The organism is Kitasatospora sp. NPDC049258, assembly GCF_040678895.1.
GTDB lineage: Bacteria > Actinomycetota > Actinomycetes > Streptomycetales > Streptomycetaceae > Kitasatospora.
The window spans coordinates 153,288-170,522 of record NZ_JBFAQT010000002.1 but is presented as its reverse complement, the minus strand read 5'-3'; the positions used below and the strand labels follow the sequence as shown (position 1 = coordinate 170,522).

Sequence of the window (17,235 nt, the reverse complement as noted above, 5' to 3'; positions counted from 1 at the left end):
CGGCACCCGGTGGGGTGCCCTGCTCGCATCGTGATAACACGTGTAAGCATTGGTATCACTCCCCCCGGCGCAGCGCCAGACTCACGCAACCTGGAATGATGCAATCGTTATGTCGACTGAACAGAGCAACCCGCCCCAGGTCACCAGCGCCGACGTGGCCCGCGCCGCCGGGGTCTCACGTGCCACGGTGTCGTTCGTGCTGAACGAGACCCCGGGGGCCCGGGTCGGCGAGACCACCCGGGCCAGGGTGCTGGCCGTGGCGAAGGAGCTGGGCTACGTGCCGCACGCCGCCGCGCGCTCGCTGCGGGCGGGGCGCAGCGACCTGGTGGTCGTGCCGGTGTCAGTGTCGGCGATCGGCCGGCTCTTCAGCGAGTGGATCGACGAGGTCGAGACGGCGCTCGGGCGGCTCGGCTACACGGTGGTGCTGCACGGCGACCGCACCTCGGACCCGGTCGCGGCCGCCCAGGTGTGGGCCCAGCTGCGGCCGGTCGCGGTGGTCGCGGTCAACGACAGCCGGATGACCGCGGAGGCCGGGCAGGTGCTCACCCGCGCGGGGGTACGGGCGGTGGTGGCGGGCGCGGCGGCGCCGGTGGCGGGCGTGACGACCTTCGTCGGGGACCAGTCGGAGATCGGCGCGGCCGCGATCGGGCACCTGGTGGAGCGCGGCCGGACCAGGATCGGCGTGGTGATGCCGGCGGAGCGCGGACTGTCGGCCTTCGCCCGGCCGCGGCTGACGGGGGCCCAGCGGGCCGCCGAGGAGCACGGCGCGAGCGTCACCGCACTGCCCATGCGGTACACCGACGACGCTGCCGCCGCCATCGCGCTGCTGTGCCGGGAGCTGGAGCTGGACGGGGTGTTCGGCTACAACGACGAGTACGCGGCGCTGCTCGGCGCGGCCTTCGGCGACCGCGGTGTCGCCGTGCCGCGGGACATCGCCCTGGTCGGCGCGGACGACCTGGTGCTCGGGCAGGTGGTCCGCCCCCGGCTGACCTCGATCCGGTACCACCTGCCGAGCCCCGAACTGCTGGCCGAGGCGGTGGACCGGCTGGTGCAGGAGGGCAGCGCTCCGCCGTTGCCGCGGGTCTGGTTCGAGGTCGTGCCGCGGCAGTCCTCCTGACACCGGGTGGAATCCGGGCCGGTCCGCCTGACGCCGGGTCAGCCGCCGGTGGGGGTGTCCTGCCGCTCCAGACCGGTGACCTCGACGACGTGGCGCAGGCTGGGTTCGGCCAGCAGGCTGTGGAGTTCGGCGAAGATCTGGCGCGCCTCCACCGCGTTCCAGTCGTCGGGCAGGAGCTCCACCGGCAGTCCGGGGTCGAGGTACGGCAGGCGCCGCCAGTCGGTGAGCATCGGCACGTAGTCGCGGAACGCCTCGACCTCGTCGAGGCGCGACTCCTGCCGCAGCTCCCGGGCGACCGGCTGGTAGGTGCCGGTGAAGGCGGCGTACTGCGCCTCGATGGCGGTGAAGTCCCACCAGGAGCTGACCGCCTCCTTCAGGTCGGCGAAGCCGGCGTAGTCGGAGGTGAACAGGTGGACGTACTCGGCCAGACCCAGGCGCCGCAGGGTGCGGCGCGCGTCGGGCAGCAGCCGGGCCGGGGCGAGCCAGACGCCGGGTGAGGCGTTGCCGAAGCCCAGCCAGGTCAGCCGCGAGCGCAGCTGGTGGCGGTGGGCCCGCTCGGACTCGGGCACCGAGAAGACGGCGATCACCCAGCCGTCCGCGAGGGCCGCGGGTTCGAGGCTGCCGAAGATCCGGCGGTCGCCCTCGTCGAAGACCGGACCCAGCTCGGCGCCGAGGCGGTAGCCGGTGCCGGTGCGGCGCTCCTGGACCAGGGTGCCGCCCTTCTTCAGCCGGGAGATGGCCGAGCGCACGGCGGGCCCGTCGACATCCAGCTCCGCCATCAGGCCGATCAGGTCGGCGATCGAGATCCAGCCGCCGAGGCGGCGGACGAACTCGCCGTAGATGGTGCTGATCAGGGAGCTGGGCCGCGCCGTGGTCTCCGACATGCTCTGCGCTCCTCCGCGGGTCTCCGGGTGATCATACCGAGCGGCGTTCACCCGTCCGGAGGACCGGGCGGGCCGCCGCCGGGGCCCCGGGTCATCCGGCGGCCGGGGCGGTGTCGGCGCGCAGCGGGGCCTCGGCGTAGGCGCCGGAGAGCAGGTGGCCGGCCCCGGGCGCGAGCGCCGGGAGGTCGAGCGAGCGGAGCATCTGGTGGACGGTGCAGACCGCGGCGGAGACCACGGGCTTGCCGAGCTGCTGCTCGGCCTCGTCGATGGCGGCCAACGAGGGCATCTGGACGCAGGCCGACAGCACCACCGCGTCGGCGTCGGCATGGTCCAGGCGCTTGGCGATGCCGGGCAGCCGGGCGGGGTCGTGGGCGGCGACGTCCAGGTTGTTGGGGATCTCCAGGGCCTCGTAGTCGAGCACGGTGATGCCCTCGTTGGTCAGGTAGTCGACCACCGTGCGGGTGAGCGGGCGCAGGTAGGGCGCGACCAGGGCGACCTTCTTCGCGCCGAGCGTGTGCAGGCCGTTGACCAGGGCGCCGGCGCTGGTCACCACCGGTGCGGGGGCGCCGTTCTCCACCGTGCGCCTGTGCAGGCGCTGCTGGGAGACGCGGTGGTAGCCGTGGCCCATGCTCATGATCGCGACCAGGCAGGCGTACCCGAGGACGTCGACGGCGGCGTCGGAGAGCTCGACGGCGCAGCGGTCGGAGTCCGCGTCCATCGCCTTGAGCTGCTCGGGGGTGACGTGGGTCATCCGCATCCGGCTGGAGTGGAACGTGAACCGCTCGGGGGCGATCGTCTCCCGGGCGCGCAGGATGGCGGGGACCTCGGTCTCCATGGTGACGTTGGAGCTGGGGACGATCTGGCCGATCCGGTAGGTGCGTGCGGGCATCTGAGGCTTCCTCGGCTGGGCGGGACGGGGCAGGACGGGGCGGGACAGGACGGGACGGGCGGCGGGCCTGGGGCGGGGCGTGGGGCCGGGCCGTGGTCCGGCCCCACGGGGTTCAGCGGGCGTCCACGACCGGGTTGGCGAGGGTGCCGATCCGCTCGATGGTGGCCTCGACCAGGTCGCCCGGCTGGAGGAACTGCGGCGGCACGTGGCCGGCGCCGACACCGGACGGCGAGCCGGTGGCGATGACGTCGCCGGGCTCCAGCGTCACCCCGGAGGAGATGTCGGCGATCAGCCGCTGGATCCGGAACAGCATGTGCCGGGTGTTGGAGTCCTGCTTGGTCTCGCCGTTGACGCGCAGCGACAGGTCGAGGTCCTGCGGGTCGGGGATCTCGTCGGCGGTGACCACGGCCGGCCCGAACGGGGCGTAGGAGTCCTGGCCCTTGGAGAAGAACCACTGCCCGGAGCGGCGCTGGTCGCGGGCGCTGATGTCGTTGACGATGCTGTAGCCGAAGACGTGGTCCATCGCGTCCTGCTCGGCCACCCGGTACGCGGTCCGGCCGATCACGACGGCGAGTTCGCACTCCCAGTCGAGTTGCTTGGTCAGCTCGGCGTTGTGCAGGATCGGCTGCCCGGGCCCGGTGACGGCGGTGGCCGGCTTGGAGAACAGCACCGGCCGGTCGGGGAGTTCGCGGTCGGTGTCCAGGGTGCGGTGGGACTCGGCGACGTGCTCGACGTAGTTCAGCCCGACGCCGATGATCTTGCCGGGGCGCAGCGGGGCCCGGAGGGTGACCTCGGCGAGCTCGTGCACGGCGTCGGCCGGGATCTCGCCCTGGAGCAGGGCCCGGACCGTGTCCAGGGCGGGCGGGCCGGCCTGGACGAGGGAGAGCAGGTCGCCGGCGAGGTCGGTGCCGGCGGCCCGGGCCACGGCGGCGAGGTCGACCACGCGGTCGCCGAGCTGGGCGCCGAGGCGGGCGGGTGCCTGGCTCGTGTCGTTCAGGAGGTAGGTGACCAGGCGCATGGGGTGTCTCCTTGCGGTGACGGTGTCGGGTGACGGGGACGGAAAGGGGCGGGGCGAGGGGGTCGAGCGAGGGGTGGGCCGGCGATGCGCGGTCGGGCGGTGGATCGCCGACCCGTCCGGAGGCGGCTGCACGACGGGGCCGTCTCCGGAGGCACCCCCGCGCGGCCGGTCCGACCTCGCGCCCTCGTGCGGGGGCGGACCGGTCGTGACCGCGCGGCGGTGCGGTCCGGGGCTCGGCCGCGGCTACGCGTCCGGCAGGACGGGCTGGTGGCCGTCGTGGTCGGGGAAGGCCTCCTCGCGGTGGAAGCCGAGGGAGCGCATCACCGGGAAGTCGTTGAAGGAGAACAGGCAGGCGTCCTGCGACGGGTCGAGGTTCGCGTGCTCGTGCCAGGCCCAGGAGGGGACGCAGAAGATGTCGCCCTCCTTCCACTCGAAGCGGCGCCCGGCGATCACCGAGACACCCCGGCCCTTGGCGGCCGTGTAGACCACCGAGCCGGTGTGGCGGTGCGCCTTGGTGGCCTGGCCCGGACGCAGCAGCTGGATGTGGGCGCCGAGGGTGGGCATCACCGAACCGCCGGTGAGCGGGTTGGTGTACTCCATGATCACGCCGTCGTACGGGGAGCCTTCGGCGGCCTTCGCCAGGTTGGTCAGCGCGTGGTAGGTGGGCTCCCAGGGGTAGCCGAAGACCGGCGAGTAGGGGCGGGTCCACTTCTCCATGCCGTACGGCAGCAGGTTGGTGCCGTAGGTCAGCACCGAGGAGTTCACCACCTTTCCGGGCACCTGGTAGAGGTCCGGGTGGACCTGGTAGAAGCCCGCGTCCAGGGCGTTGACCAGCGGGATGTCCAGGCCGTCCTGCCAGATGACGGGGGTGTCGGTGGCTTCGTTCCCGTGCTCGTGCCAGGTGCCGTTGGGGGTGATGGCGAAGTCGCGCGGGCCGACCTTGAGCTTCTGGCCGTCCACGATGGTCCAGGCGCCGACGCCCTCGTGGACGAAGCGCAGGGCTGCGGCCTGGTGGCGGTGGGCGGTCATGGCCTCGCCGGGGCCCATGATCTGCAGGCCGGTGTAGAGCAGGCCGACGGCGGCGCTCAGCTCCCGCCGGCCGGGGTTGACCAGCATGACCACCCGGCGGCCGGCGTCGTCGGCCTTCACCAGCGGCAGCGCCTTGTGCACCAGCGGGCGCAGCTCGTCGTAGCGCCAGAGCACCGGGACGGACCTGGGCTGCGGGTACCAGGGCTCGATGTCGTTGGCGACCGTCCACAGGGCGCCCGCGTCCAGCTTGGCCAACTCGTCGTAGTAGGCGAGCAGTTCGGGGCTGTCGGAGACCCGGGCCCGACCGAGCTGGCTGTCGTCGTGGGTGGTCATGCTTCCTCCTCCTTGGATGCGTCCTCGGGTGCGGCGACGCCTTCCCCGACCGGTGGGGCCGCCCCGACCGGTGGGGCCGTGAAGGTCAGCGGGCTGCGGGGACGGTTGTCCACGTGCAGCCGGAAGACGTCGAAGCGGTTGTAGTGGCCGGTGATGTCGTGCATCTGCCTGGGCTGGATGCACCGGGCGAGGTCGATCTCGGCATAGACGATGCCCTCCTCGTCGATCAGCGGCTCGACCACCGGGCGGCCGTCCGGCCCGAAGACGCCGGACAGGGCGCTGCGCGGGCGGCCCAGCAGCTTGCGGACCTCCGGGTCGTCACCGGCGATCCGGTCGACGATCTCCGGCGAGATGGTCGAGCAGGCCACCACCGTGAACACCTTGCCCTCGAAGCAGTGCGCGGCGGTGCGGACCGCGATGGCCTCCGCCATGTCGTAGTCCTCGGGGCCGACCGGCAGCGCGATGTAGCTTGCGGCGTGCACGAGTTCGCCCTGCGCGAGCAGGGTGAACCGGGCCAGGGTGTTGGTGTTCTCGCCACAGGCGAGCACCCCGAGCGGGCCGATCTCGGTGCGGTGCACCTTCAGCGAACTGCCGTCCCCGCCGGTCCAGGTCAGCTTCTCGGCCCAGGTCGGCACCAACTTGCGGTGCACGCCGATCAGTTCGCCGTCGGAGCCGATGGTCAGCATGGTGTTGTAGAGGGTGCCCAGGCTGTGGGCACCGCGCTCGTTGACGCCGATGACCACCGTGACGCCGTGCCTGCGGGCGGCGTCGCGCAGCGCGTCCACCTCGGGGCCGGGCACGTCGATCGAGGAGCGGACCAGGCGCTCGAACCAGGGCGAGCCCTGGATCGGGGTCATCGTCCAGTTCCAGTACGGGTAGCCGGGGACGAAGACCTCGGGGAAGACGATCAGCGAGGCGCCGTGGCCCGCGGCCTCGCCGATCAGGGCGACGGCCTTGTCGACGGTCGCGGCCGGGTCCAGGTAGACCGGGGACGCCTGGACGGCAGCCGCGGTGAAGCGGGGCAGGTCCATCAGTTCCTCCGTTTCGGGTCGGGGCGGGGTTCGGGTCGGGCGGAGCCGGGCGGTTCAGGGCGGGGCACGGCGGGGCAGGGCAGGGTGGGGCAGGGCGGGGTGTCAGCAGGAGCCCGCGACCGCGAGCGGTCGCGGCCCGGCGGTGGGCAGCCAGCGCCGGTGCACCGGGGCGGCCTCCTCGCGCAGCAGCTGGAGGCGCGGCGGGACGCGGTCGCCACGCGGACCGGCCGGCTTGCGGCTGCCGGCCAGCCAGCTCTGCGGCCAGCGCGCGCCGGGCCCCGAGTAGCCCTGCTCCACGGCGGCGTGCAAGGTCCACATCGGGTCCCACAGGTGGGCGCGGCCGACGGCGACCAGGTCGGCCCGGCCGGCGAGGACGATCGAATTGGCGTCGTCGTAGCTGGAGATCGCCCCGACCGCGATGGTGGGGACACCGGTCGCGTTGCGGATCAGATCGGCGAACGGGGTCTGGTAGCTGCGCCCGTAGCGCGGCCGCTGGTACGCGACGACCTCACCGGTGGACACGTCGATGGCGTCCGCCCCGCCGGCCGCCAGCGCCCGGGCGATCTCGACGGCCTCGGCCTCCGTGGTGCCGCCCTCGGCCCAGTCGCAGGCCGAGATCCGCACCACCAGCGGCTTGCCGGCCGGCCAGGCGGCACGGGCGGCGGCCAGCACCCGCAGCGGGAAGCGCAGCCGGCCGGCCGGCGAACCGCCGTACTCGTCGCGGCGGGTGTTGGTGAGCGGGGACAGGAAGCCGGAGACCAGGTGGCCGTGGCCGAACTGCAGCTCCAGCACGTCGAATCCGGCCCGGTCGGCCCGCGCGGCCGCAGCCGCGAAGTCGGCGACGGCCTGGTCCAGATCGGCCTCGGTGGCCTCGCGCGGGGTCGGGCCGCCCGGCTCCCAGGGCAGGGCGGAGGCGGCCAGCGTCGGCCACCCCTCGGCGCCGAGCGGGCGGCCGATCCCGTCCGGCCCCGGCGTGGTGGTGGCCGCGCGCCGCCCGGCGTGGGTGAGCTGGATCCCCAACGGCGCGTCGGACACCTCCCGTACGGCGGCGACCACCCGGCGCCAGGCGTGCTCCTGCTCGGCCGTGTACAGGCCGGTGCAGTTCGGGGTGGACCGGCCGTCGGCGCCGACCGCGACCGAGCCGGCGAATACCAGCCCCGCGCCGCCCAGCGCGTGGGCCGCCAGCTGGGTCCGCTCGAAGCCGCTGGGGAGGCCGTCGGTGGCCGAGTACGTCGCCAACGGCGGGACGACCACGCGGTTGCGCAGGGTCAGCCCGGCGAGCCGCAGCGGGCGGAACATCGGCGGGACGCTCGGGCCGTCGGCGAAGGCGCCGTCGACCGCGTCGACGAAGGCGGCGTCGCGCTCGCGCAGATTGCCGTAGGTGACCCGGCGGCTGCGGGTGAGCAGGTTGAAGGCGAACTGGTCGACGCCCTGGCCGGTGTACCGGCCGATGTTCTCGAACCACTCCAGGCTGGCCTGGGCGGCCCGCTGGGTGGACTCGACCACCGGCTTGCGCTCGGCCTCGTAGGCCGCCAACGCCTCGGCGACCGACGGGTGTTCGTGCAGGCTCGCGGCGAGCGCGAGGGCGTCCTCCATGGCGAGCTTGGTGCCCGAGCCGATCGAGAAGTGCGCGGTGTGGGCGGCGTCGCCGAGCAGCACCACGTTCTCGTGCCGCCAGGAGGCGTTGCGCACGGTGGTGAAGCGGATCCACTTGGAGGCGTTCGGGATCAGCCGGTGGCCGCCGAGGTGGTCGGCGAGGATCTCCTCGCAGCGGCGCACGCTCTCCTCGTCGCTCTCGCCGCGGGCGAACTCCCGGTCGGCCAGGGCCTCGAAGCCGGCCCGCCGCCAGGCGTCCTCCTCGATCTCCACGATGAAGGTGCTGCGCCGCTCGTCGAACGGGTAGGCGTGGACCTGGACGGCCCCGAAGTCCCGCTGCTCGACGATGAAGGTGAACGCCTCGAAGACCCGGTCGGTGGCCAGCCACATGTACCGGCAGCTGCGCTCGTCCAGCTCGGTGCCGAAGCTGCCGGGGTAGCTCTCGCGGGTCGGCGAGCGCACACCGTCGGCCGCCACCACCAGGTCGTACTCGGCCGAGAGCTGCTCCACCGGCGGCGCCTCGGTGCGGTAGCGCACCTCGACGCCGAGCGCCGCGCAGCGCTCCTCCAGGATCGCCCGCAGCCGGTTGCGGTCAAGGGCGGCGAAGCCGTGCCCGCCGGAGGTGCGGACCTGGCCGTCGTAGCGGACGTCGATGTCGCTCCACCGGGCGAAGCCGGCCGACATCGCGGCGAACACCTCGGGGTCGGCCTGGGCGATCCCGTCCAGCGTCTCGTCCGAGAAGACGACTCCGAAGCCGAACGCGTCACCCTGGGCGTTGCGCTCCCAGACCGTGATGCTCCAGGCCGGGGAGAGCTGCTTGGCGAGGGCGGCGAAGTACAGGCCGCCGGGCCCGCCCCCGATGACTGCTACGCGCATGAAGGTCCTCCAGTGGTTCCGTGACGCCAATGTATTGCGTAAATCTCGCGACCGTCAATGACCCGCTATACCTCGTGGTCGGTGTAGGACTGCGGGCGCTGCGGGCCGGACTCGGTGAGCCTGCGGCGGGTCTCCTCGGGCCAGCCGGCCGCGCCCTTGGCGGTCGCGGCGGAGTGGACCACGGACATCCGCCCCGCCGCGGCCGGCCCGTTCGGGCCGTGCACGTCGAACGCGTAGTGCAGCGAGGACGCGCCGACCCGGTCGACCCGGAACTCGATCCGGACCAGGTCCCCGAACCACAGCCGCGCCAGGTAGTCGGCCTCGAAGTGCACCCGGGGGATGCTGCCGAACAGCTCGCCGAGCCCGAGGCGGCGCAGCAGGACCGCCTCCCCCGCCTCGGCCCAGCGCAGCACGGAGGAGAAGTGGTAGTGGCCCGCGGCGTCGGTGTCGGACCATTCGACCCTGCGCTCGATCACCACGCTCGGCAGCGCCGAGGCGGGCTCAGGGCCGGTCGACTCGGCGCCGGTCGGCTCCGGGTTCGTGGGCGCGGGGTTCGAGGGTTCGGGGTGGCTCATGGTGGTGCCTTTCGTCGGGGGGACGGGGGCCGGGCTGCGGTCAGCGGCCCGCGTGCGCCCAGCGCCGGAGCTCGGCGCGGTTCAACTTGCCGCTGGAGTTGCGGGGCAGGCCTTCGACGAACTCGACCGCGCGCGGGTACTTGTAGGGTGCGATGGCCTGCTTGACGAAGTCCTGCAACGCCTTGACGGTCGGCGCGTCGGATGCGACGCCCTCGCGCAGCACCACGTACGCCTTGACGATCGCGCCGCGGCTCGGGTCCGGCGCGCCGACGACGGCGCAGTCGACGACGTCGGGGTGGGTGGAGAGGGCCTGCTCGACCTCGGGTCCGGCGATGTTGTAACCGGAGGAGACGATCATGTCGTCGCTGCGCGCCTGGTACCAGAAGTAGCCGTCGGCGTCGCGGATGTAGGTGTCCCCGGTGACGTTCCAGCCGTCGCGGACGTAGACGCCCTGGCGCTCGTCGTCCAGGTACCGGCAGCCGGTCGGGCCCTTGACCGCGAGCAGGCCGGGCTGCCCGTCGGGCACCGGGGCGCCGCTCCCGTCCACGACCGCGGCCCGGTAGCCGGGGACGGGCCGTCCGGTGGCGCCCGGTCTGATGTCGCCGTCGGCGGCGGAGATGAACACGTGCAGCATCTCGGTGGCGCCGATGCCGTCGATCAGCCGCAGCCCGGTCGCCTCCCGGAACGCCTCCCAGACCGCCACCGGCAGCGGCTCGCCCGCCGAGACGCAGCGGCGCAGTCCGCGCAGCCGGTCCGCCTTGCCGGCCGCGAGGATCGCCCGGTAGGCGGTCGGCGCGGTGAACAGCACGCTCACCCCGTGCTCCGCGACCAGGTCGGCGAGCTGGTCGGGGGTGGCCTGCTCCACCAGGAGGGTGGCCGCGCCGGCCCGCAGCGGGAAGACCACCAGGCCGCCCAGGCCGAAGGTGAAGGCCAGCGGGGGCGTGCCGGCGAACAGATCCCCGGGCTCGGGCCGCACGATGTGCCGGGAGAAGGTGTCGGCATTGGCCAGCACGTCCCGGTGGAAGTGCAGGGTCGCCTTGGGGCGGCCGGTGGTGCCGGAGGTGAAGGCGATCAGCGCCACGTCGTCCGCGGCGGTGTCCACCGCGGCGAAGGGGCCGTCCTTGGCGGCGCAGCGCACCGCCAGGTCGTCCGTACCCGGGCCGCCGTACGCGACCACGGCCAGCCCCGGCGTCTCGGCCGCCTCGACGGCGTCGAGGAAGCGGTGGTCGCACAGGGCCACCACCGGCCTGCTGATCTCGTGCAGCGCGGTGAGCTCGGCGGCCCGCAGCAGCGGCATGGTGGTCACGACCACGCCGCCGGCCTTCAGCACGCCGAGCCAGCAGGCCACCAGCCAGGGGTTGTTGGGCCCGCGCAGCAGGACGCGGTTGCCCGGCACCAGCCCCAGGTCCTCGGTGAGCACCCGGGCGACCTGGTCGGAGCGGCGCCGGAGGTCGCCGTAGCTGAGCTCCTCGGTGGGCGTGCGCAGGCAACGACGGTCCGGGCCCCAGCGCTCGACGGCCTCGTCGATCAGGACGCGGGCGCAGTTCAGGCGGTCCGGGTAGTGGAGTTCCGGCAGATCGAAGAGCAGGTCCGGCCACTGCTCGGCCGGTGGCAGGCGGTCACGACAGAACGTGTCGACATGAGCGGAAGGGGAGAGCTCCATGGGCGGCACCTCTCGGTCGGCGGGGAGTGAGCCAAGTATGTCGCTACGCTGACGACAGTCAAGAGTTCGGCATATCTCGAGCCGGTAAAAGCCCGCGCCTCCCGCAGCCGACGCGAACTCATCGGCGACCCCCGGCCGTTGAGCCCGCGATGCACCACGGCGACGGCCGGCGACGGCGCCAGGAATCGACCCCTGGATGTCCATGATTACTCGTGTTACCTTCTAGCGCGAGGCGGGACCCGCGCCGGTCCCTCCCACCCCATCGCACCCCCGAGGAGCCGCCTTGACCGACCTGCCGCAGGACCAGGACACCGGCTGGCCGCCGCCGCCCTTCCTCCCGCCGCCACCACCGCACCGCTCGGACGGCGGCGTGCTCAGGTACGACGGCGTCACCTACGCCCGGAGCTTCGGCTACCGCCCGCGCCTGCTCGACGTGTACGTCCCCGCCCGCCCCGCACCGGTACCGGCCGTGGTGTGGATCCACGGCGGCGGCTGGATGGACGGCGACCGGCGCTACCCGCCGCCGACCGTGCCGGCCGACCTGCTCTTCGGCTCCCTCCTGGCCGCCGGCCTCGCGGTGGTGACCATCGACTACCGGCACAGCCTGGAGGCGGCGTTCCCGGCGCAGCTGCACGACGTCAAGGCCGCCATCCGCTACGTCCGCCACTTCGCCCCCGAGCTGGGGATCGACGGCGAACGCATCGGGGTGTTCGGCGAGTCCGCTGGCGGCCACCTGACCGCGATGGCCGCGCTCACCGATCAGGACAGCGACGGCGGCCGGCTGGAGGGCACCGAGGGTGTCCTGGTCGGCAGCACCGCCGTGCGGTGCGCCGTGGACTGGTACGGGGTGTCCGACATCGGCGCGGCCGCGGCCGCCTTCCCCGCGCCGGCCGGATCCGCGGCGCTGGAAGTCCCGGCCGTGGGTGATCCGTACACCGCACTGCTCGGCGCCTCGCCGGCCGACCGGCCCGACCTCGCCGCCGGGGCCAGCCCCGTCAGCCACGTGCCGGCGGTGATCCCGCCCTTCCTTCTGATCCACGGCACCGAGGACAACCTGGTGCCCTACAGCCAGAGCGAGCGGCTGGCCGAACACCTGACCGCGCAGGGCGGGTCGGTGGAGCTGGTACCCGTCCACGGGGCGGATCACATCTTCCTCGGCTCCGCGGAGATCCCGGCCATCGTCGGGCAGAGCGTGGCCTTCCTCGCCCGCCACCTGGCCGCCACCACCGGCTGATCCGCGCCGCGGCGCGCCGGACCGGCCGGGGTGGCAACGCCCCGCCCGGCCCGGCGCGCCCCTTCCTTCCCGCCTTCCCTTTCCGCGCACCTCCCCACTCCCCTGCACCGTTGACCAGGAGCCCGCACCCGTGTCCCATCCCCCGCCACCCCGGCCGTCACCCGGGGCGGGGCAGCCGCCGCTCACCCGGCTGTACGGGCCCGAGTTCGCCCAGGACCCGCACGGCTGCTACGCCGGGCTGCGCGCCCGCTGGGGCCCGATCGCCCCCGTCGAGGTCGGGCCGGGGGTCGGCGCATGGCTGGTGCTCGGCTACCAGGAGGCGCTGACCGTCGCCCGCGACGCGGAGCTGTTCAGCAGTGATGCCCGGTACTGGCACGCCGCGCCGAGCGGCCGGCTGCCGCCGGAATCACCCCTGCTGCCCGTCCTCGGCGGGCGCCCGGCTCTGACCCGCCAGGACGGGCCCGCACACCTGCGGCTGCGACAGGCCGTCCTCGACGCCCTCCAGCGGATCGACCGACCGCAGCTGCGGCGCCTCACCGTCACGACGGCCGATGAGCTGATCGACGCCTGGCTGCCGCACGGACAGGCGGATCTGGTCGCCGGGTACGCGCGCCCGGTGGCCGCCAGGGCGTTCACCCGGCTGCTGGGCATCCGCGACGGCGACGGCGGGAGGCTGCACACACTGGCCGCCGCGGTGCTCGACTCCGCCCCCGGGGCCGCCGCGGCCGACCGCGAACTCCGGGCCGCACTCCGTCAGCTGATCGAGACCCGGCGCACCGACCCCGGCCCGGACCTCCCGTCCTGGCTCCTGGACTCCCCGGCGGGGCTGACCGAACCCGAGCTGGTCCACCAGCTCACCGCGTCGGTCCTGGCCGGCCTGGAGAGCACCTCCGGCCTCATCGGCAACACCCTGCTGCACCTGCTGTCCCGGCCCCGCCTGCTGGCCGCGCTCGCCGCAGGGCGCTCGACCGTCCAGGACGCCGTGGAGCTGGCCCTGTGGGCCGAACCTCCGGTCCACAACCTGGCCGCCCGCTGGGCCACCACCGACCTCACCCTCGCCGGCCGGCAGCTCCGGCGCGGCGACCTGCTGGTGATCGCCCTGGCGGCCGCCAACGCGGACCCGGCCGTCCGGCCCACCACGGACTCCCGACCCCCGACCGTCAACCGGGCCCACCTCGCCTGGGGCGCCGGCCCGCATGCCTGCCCCGCCAGGGATCCGGCCCGGCTGATCGCCGAGACCGCCGTGGAGCGGTTGGTGCAGCGGGTACCGGCGTTGCAGCCGACCGTCGCACCGAGCGCACTGGTGTGGCGCCCCTCCCCCTGGGCCCGCACCCTCACCGCGCTCCCGGTCCACTTCCCACCCGTCACACCCCCGCCGACCCCCGAGCCCGAGCCGCCCGCCCCGCACCACGGCCCGGCCGAGGCCACCCCGCAACCCCGCACCACCAACTGGGCCTGGTGGCACCTCGACCCCTGAACCGACGAGGTCGTCGGGACGGGGCCGTCGGGAGTCCGAGAAGCCCTCACCGCACCTCAGTGCGCGATCAGCCTGCGGACCGCGTCGCTCACCTCGGGCAGCTCGCCCGGGAGGGCCCACTGATGCGCGTCGTGTTCGGCGAGGACGACGGGCTCGGCCTTCTCCACGGTGACGGCGAAGGTGAACTGGCGGGTGGTGCCGCCACGCCTGTTCTCGTGGTCGAAGTGTCCGAGGTAGCGGTTGACCTGATCGATCGTCAGGCCGGTCTCCTCGTCGGTCTGGCGGCGGAGGGCGTCCAGGACGGTCTCCCCCGCCTCGACCGTTCCGGAGGGGATCTCCCACATCCCGCCCAGGTGGTCGTCGGGGTTGCGACGCACGAGCAGGACCCGACCGTCGTGGTGGATCACGGCGGCGGCGCCGAAGCCGGTGATGCCCGCGGCTTCGGCATCGGCCGCCGGCCCGGCCACGAACTCGGTTGAGGTCACCGTCACTTCAGCTCCTTGCCACCGGCCACTTCCAGGTCCTGCTCCTGCTCCTGCTCCTGCTCCTGCTCCTGCTCCTGCTCCTGCTCCTGCTCACCATGCCGCATCAGGAGCTTGATCGTGTGAGCATCGGCATGCTCGGAAACGGGCAAGTCCCCGGCCCCGTCACGGCGCCGGGAGTGTGGACGGCCGCCGAGGAGGCGAAGCTGTGCTGCTCGCCGATGAAGGCGGTCACCTTGTCGGCGAGGTCCGCACGGGCCTTGAGGTCGATGCGCCACTCCGGAGAGTCCCGCACCTCGCCGTCCCACCGGTACACCGACCGGACTGCGTCGACCTGGGCACAGGCCGCCAACGCTCCCCGACCACGGCTGCGGCCGGCGCGCGAGCCTGCTGCTCGTCGTCGTGGGTGGTCGTCACGACGATGACGTCACGGTTCGTCATGCGCCGGACCCCACCCCGAACGCCGGCGGCCACCGCCGCCTCCGCCACCGTTACGGGACGTTCCAGGCGGAGATGACCGGCTGCCCGTGCTCAACGGCCAGGAAGCTGAGCGAGCCCGGGTGCGGGTGGCCGAGCAGGCGGGCGGCGGACGCGTCCAGCCCGAGCCACCGCACGGTGATCACTCGCGCCAGATGGCCGTGCGCGACCACGGCGACATCGCCCTGCTCCAGCAGCGGCCGGACCCGGTCCAGCACCGCGTCCGTACGCGCCGCTACCTGCTGGAGCCTCTCGCCAGGATGGTCGGCATCTCCGGGAATGACGCCGTCCCGCCACAGGTCCCAGCCCGGCCTGGACTCCTGGATCTGCTCGGCGGTCAGCCCCTCGTAGCCACCGTAGTCCCACTCCACCAGGTCCGGATCGGTCTCGACGCCGGTCAGACCCGCAAGCTCGGCCGTCCGCATCGCACGGCTCAGCGGACTGCTGAACACAGCGGCCGGACGACGTCGGGCCAGCCTCGGAGCGAGCGCCCTGGCTGCGGCCTCACCCGCATCGGTCAGCGCGACGTCGGTGCGTCCGGCATGCCGGCCCGACAGGCTCCATGCGGTCTGACCGTGCCGGACAACTATCAGTTCTCCCATGGCCGTGCACGCTATCCGACGGCCCGTCGGGCCCCCCTCGGTCAGCAGGTGATGCGAGCCGCCACGCGGCCACCGCGCTCCTGCCGTCAGCCGGTCTTCACCCAGGCCCGGCAGCCCTCTGTCTTGAAGACGGCGTCCGACTTCTTGATGGTGACCACGCCCTGGCCGGTCAGGTTGTCGTTGGCGATGATCGACCCGAAGCCGCCGTCGCTGCTGCTGGCCCGCTCCTAGTAGCACATGCCCAGGCTGCCCGGCCCTGGCGTCTTGTAGGTGCCCGGCTGGATGTCGACGCCGACCTCGTACGTACCGCTGCCCGCGATCTGATGGTCGGGCTCGACGGTGGGCGCCTCGGCCGCTTCCGGTGTGGCCGTGACGGTGACCGTCGCGGTCACCGTCACCGCCGGGGCCGGCACGTGGATGGTCAGGGTGGGCCGGGGAGTCGGCGATGCACCGGCCACCGTGGTGCTGCCACCCGCACGCGCGCGCCGCAGGCACGTTGCCGAGCCGTGATTCGCGCATCAGATCGGATCGAACGTGGGTACGCGTCGCGCACGTCCCGGACGGCCCCTCCGTTCGACTCGTGGGGCGCAGCCGTCGAGCGAGCGATAACGGCTTCGCAACTCCCCCACGGCACGCACACACATCCTGCAAGCGTGTCCGGGTCATCACACCTGCAGGGAGCCGCACGTGAGCCAGCAGTACTTCACCACCCCCCAGCCGCCCCGGTGGGGCGCCCCGCCGCCACCCAAGCAGTCGTTCATCGACTGGATCAAAGCCCACAAGGCGCTCTCCGCCGCCGGCGCCGGCGTAGCCGTGATCGTGGTCGCCGCGGGCCTCGCCGGAGGGGCCGGTCAGCAGCTCGCCGCCACCCCGGCCGGGTCGAACACTCCGGCGCCGCCCTTGCCCGCAGCAACACCGCCGGTTGCACCGACTCCTGCTGCGGCGAACGCAAAGCCGGCGGACCTGCCGAACTTTGTCGGCATGGGTCTGCAGTCCGCGCAGGACAAGGCCCAAGCCGCCGGCTTCTACACGCTCACCAGCCACGACGCCCTCGGCCGCAGCCGCATGCAGATCCTCGACCGGGACTGGAAGGTCTGCAGCCAGACACCCACGGCCGGGCAGCAACCCACCGGCGCGACCATCGACCTGGGCGCGGTGAAACTCGACGAGCAGTGCCCCGCGCAGGACCAGGGCGCGGCCACGCCGAAGGCCGGGGCGACGATGCCGGACTTCAGGGGCAAGTCCGCGGCGGCGGTGCGTGATGCGCTGGACCGGTCGACCAGCCTGTCGGTGAAGGACCGGTTGCAGGATCGGCTGGTGCTGGTGGAATCGAACTGGCAGGTGTGCACGCAGGACCCGAAGCCGGGCACCACGCTGAACGGGCAGCCGGTAGCACTGGGAGTCGTCAAGTTCGAGGAGAAGTGCCCGTGACGGCGGGTTCCAGCGCCGCCACCAGCTGCGGCAGGTCGCCGCCGGCCACGACCAGGGCCAGGTGATCGTGGAAGTCCCGGCTGCCGACGATCAGGCCGTCGCGGACCCGCAACACCTGGATGTTGGCGGTCTCGAAGTCCCGCCCGGTCACCCGGTGGTGGACCTGGTAGTTCCATTCGGCGACGATCACCTCCGGGTCGTCGGTCTCCCGGACCACCACCTCCGTCGCGGTCAGCTCGATCGGCGAGTTCGCGGCAACCGCGGCGAAGCGCTCCTTCAGTGCGGGCCGGCCCTCGATGCGGCGCGGTCCGACCGGCTCGAAGACGGTCTCCACCACGGCATCCTCGGCGTAGAGCTCGGCCAGCTCCGCGAACCGCCCTGCGGTGATGCCTTCGAGCAGCTGCTGGAAGACCTCACGCGGTGACAGCGTTCCGGACATGATCAACCCCCGTCGGATCCGTCGCTAGAATCGGACTGGCGACTCAGGTTATCAACGATACGGACTGGCCACTCCGGTTGTC

17 protein-coding genes are annotated in these 17,235 nt (G+C 73.3%); 4 read left to right on the top strand and 13 right to left on the bottom strand.

The genetic code is table 11. From position 1 onward, the window contains the following. Positions 1-109 precede the first annotated feature (109 nt). Positions 110-1,117 carry a LacI family DNA-binding transcriptional regulator gene (locus AB0K43_RS02645; RefSeq protein ID WP_363634988.1) on the top strand — a complete coding sequence of 336 codons (1,008 nt, stop codon included), beginning with the start codon at positions 110-112 and terminating at the stop codon, positions 1,115-1,117. A 38-nt stretch (positions 1,118-1,155) separates the two neighbouring features. On the opposite strand, the gene AB0K43_RS02640 is transcribed toward AB0K43_RS02645, so the two are convergent. The 8 genes from AB0K43_RS02640 to AB0K43_RS02605 form a co-directional block, all read right to left on the bottom strand. Then, a complete protein-coding gene (locus AB0K43_RS02640) occupies positions 1,156-2,001 on the bottom strand; it encodes a PaaX family transcriptional regulator C-terminal domain-containing protein (RefSeq protein ID WP_363634986.1) in 846 nt (281 codons plus the stop codon). Between the two features lie 91 nt (positions 2,002-2,092). Beyond that, entirely contained in the window at positions 2,093-2,890 is a 798-nt protein-coding gene (locus AB0K43_RS02635; protein WP_363634984.1) for an Asp/Glu racemase, read from the bottom strand. Between the two features lie 112 nt (positions 2,891-3,002). Further along, positions 3,003-3,908, bottom strand: coding sequence for a fumarylacetoacetate hydrolase family protein (locus AB0K43_RS02630; protein WP_363634982.1), 906 nt, complete (start codon positions 3,906-3,908; stop codon positions 3,003-3,005). Between the two features lie 243 nt (positions 3,909-4,151). Then, entirely contained in the window at positions 4,152-5,270 is a 1,119-nt protein-coding gene (locus AB0K43_RS02625) for a cupin domain-containing protein (protein WP_363634980.1), read from the bottom strand. After that, a complete protein-coding gene (locus tag AB0K43_RS02620) occupies positions 5,267-6,301 on the bottom strand; it encodes a carbon-nitrogen hydrolase family protein (protein ID WP_363634978.1) in 1,035 nt (344 codons plus the stop codon). The genes AB0K43_RS02625 and AB0K43_RS02620 overlap by 4 nt, the downstream gene beginning before the upstream one ends. 102 nt (positions 6,302-6,403) lie before the next feature. Further along, a complete protein-coding gene (locus AB0K43_RS02615) occupies positions 6,404-8,773 on the bottom strand; it encodes an FAD-dependent monooxygenase (protein ID WP_363634976.1) in 2,370 nt (789 codons plus the stop codon). 65 nt (positions 8,774-8,838) lie between these two features. Beyond that, the gene (locus AB0K43_RS02610; RefSeq protein WP_363634974.1) at positions 8,839-9,348 is read right to left on the bottom strand and encodes a thioesterase family protein; all 510 of its coding nucleotides are present in this window, start codon (positions 9,346-9,348) and stop codon (positions 8,839-8,841) included. A 40-nt stretch (positions 9,349-9,388) separates the two neighbouring features. Further along, on the bottom strand, positions 9,389-11,011 hold the full coding sequence (locus AB0K43_RS02605; RefSeq protein WP_363634972.1) for an AMP-binding protein: 1,623 nt from the start codon (positions 11,009-11,011) through the stop codon (positions 9,389-9,391). 283 nt (positions 11,012-11,294) lie between these two features. On the opposite strand from AB0K43_RS02605, the gene AB0K43_RS02600 reads away from it, so the two are divergent. Together AB0K43_RS02600 and AB0K43_RS02595 are read left to right on the top strand one after the other, a co-directional pair. Next, positions 11,295-12,245: an alpha/beta hydrolase gene (locus AB0K43_RS02600; RefSeq protein ID WP_363634970.1), complete on the top strand. Its 951-nt coding sequence runs from the start codon at positions 11,295-11,297 to the stop codon at positions 12,243-12,245. A gap of 130 nt (positions 12,246-12,375) precedes the next feature. Next, complete coding sequence (locus tag AB0K43_RS02595) at positions 12,376-13,722, top strand: cytochrome P450 (RefSeq protein WP_363634968.1); 1,347 nt, start codon at positions 12,376-12,378, stop codon at positions 13,720-13,722. Between the two features lie 56 nt (positions 13,723-13,778). On the opposite strand, the gene AB0K43_RS02590 is transcribed toward AB0K43_RS02595, so the two are convergent. The 4 genes from AB0K43_RS02590 to AB0K43_RS02575 all read right to left on the bottom strand — a co-directional run bounded on the left by AB0K43_RS02590 (position 13,779) and on the right by AB0K43_RS02575 (position 15,741). Further along, positions 13,779-14,213, bottom strand: coding sequence for an NUDIX domain-containing protein (locus tag AB0K43_RS02590; RefSeq protein ID WP_363634966.1), 435 nt, complete (start codon positions 14,211-14,213; stop codon positions 13,779-13,781). Positions 14,214-14,310: 97 nt separating this feature from the next. Next, positions 14,311-14,499, bottom strand: a complete 189-nt coding sequence (locus tag AB0K43_RS02585; protein WP_363635263.1) for a hypothetical protein — start codon at positions 14,497-14,499, stop codon at positions 14,311-14,313. 196 nt (positions 14,500-14,695) lie between these two features. Beyond that, entirely contained in the window at positions 14,696-15,283 is a 588-nt protein-coding gene (locus AB0K43_RS02580; RefSeq protein ID WP_363634964.1) for a histidine phosphatase family protein, read from the bottom strand. A 227-nt stretch (positions 15,284-15,510) separates the two neighbouring features. Continuing rightward, positions 15,511-15,741: a hypothetical protein gene (locus AB0K43_RS02575; protein WP_363634962.1), complete on the bottom strand. Its 231-nt coding sequence runs from the start codon at positions 15,739-15,741 to the stop codon at positions 15,511-15,513. Between the two features lie 229 nt (positions 15,742-15,970). Between AB0K43_RS02575 and AB0K43_RS02570 the strand changes: the two genes are divergently transcribed. Beyond that, positions 15,971-16,714 (top strand): PASTA domain-containing protein, encoded by a 744-nt coding sequence (locus tag AB0K43_RS02570; RefSeq protein ID WP_363634960.1) that lies wholly within the window; start codon positions 15,971-15,973, stop codon positions 16,712-16,714. On the opposite strand, the gene AB0K43_RS02565 is transcribed toward AB0K43_RS02570, so the two are convergent. Then, positions 16,689-17,153 carry a nuclear transport factor 2 family protein gene (locus AB0K43_RS02565; RefSeq protein WP_363634958.1) on the bottom strand — a complete coding sequence of 155 codons (465 nt, stop codon included), beginning with the start codon at positions 17,151-17,153 and terminating at the stop codon, positions 16,689-16,691. The genes AB0K43_RS02570 and AB0K43_RS02565 overlap by 26 nt on opposite strands. Between the last annotated feature and the right edge of the window lie 82 nt (positions 17,154-17,235).

Coding starts and splice junctions, on each gene's coding strand:
- AB0K43_RS02640 (WP_363634986.1), bottom strand. CDS start 2,001: ATGTCGGAGACCACGGCGCGGCCCAGCTCCCTGATCAGCACCATCTAC.
- AB0K43_RS02580 (WP_363634964.1), bottom strand. CDS start 15,283: ATGGGAGAACTGATAGTTGTCCGGCACGGTCAGACCGCATGGAGCCTG.
- AB0K43_RS02635 (WP_363634984.1), bottom strand. CDS start 2,890: ATGCCCGCACGCACCTACCGGATCGGCCAGATCGTCCCCAGCTCCAAC.
- AB0K43_RS02625 (WP_363634980.1), bottom strand. CDS start 5,270: ATGACCACCCACGACGACAGCCAGCTCGGTCGGGCCCGGGTCTCCGAC.
- AB0K43_RS02620 (WP_363634978.1), bottom strand. CDS start 6,301: ATGGACCTGCCCCGCTTCACCGCGGCTGCCGTCCAGGCGTCCCCGGTC.
- AB0K43_RS02615 (WP_363634976.1), bottom strand. CDS start 8,773: ATGCGCGTAGCAGTCATCGGGGGCGGGCCCGGCGGCCTGTACTTCGCC.
- AB0K43_RS02565 (WP_363634958.1), bottom strand. CDS start 17,153: ATGTCCGGAACGCTGTCACCGCGTGAGGTCTTCCAGCAGCTGCTCGAA.
- AB0K43_RS02645 (WP_363634988.1), top strand. CDS start 110: ATGTCGACTGAACAGAGCAACCCGCCCCAGGTCACCAGCGCCGACGTG.
- AB0K43_RS02630 (WP_363634982.1), bottom strand. CDS start 3,908: ATGCGCCTGGTCACCTACCTCCTGAACGACACGAGCCAGGCACCCGCC.
- AB0K43_RS02605 (WP_363634972.1), bottom strand. CDS start 11,011: ATGGAGCTCTCCCCTTCCGCTCATGTCGACACGTTCTGTCGTGACCGC.
- AB0K43_RS02610 (WP_363634974.1), bottom strand. CDS start 9,348: ATGAGCCACCCCGAACCCTCGAACCCCGCGCCCACGAACCCGGAGCCG.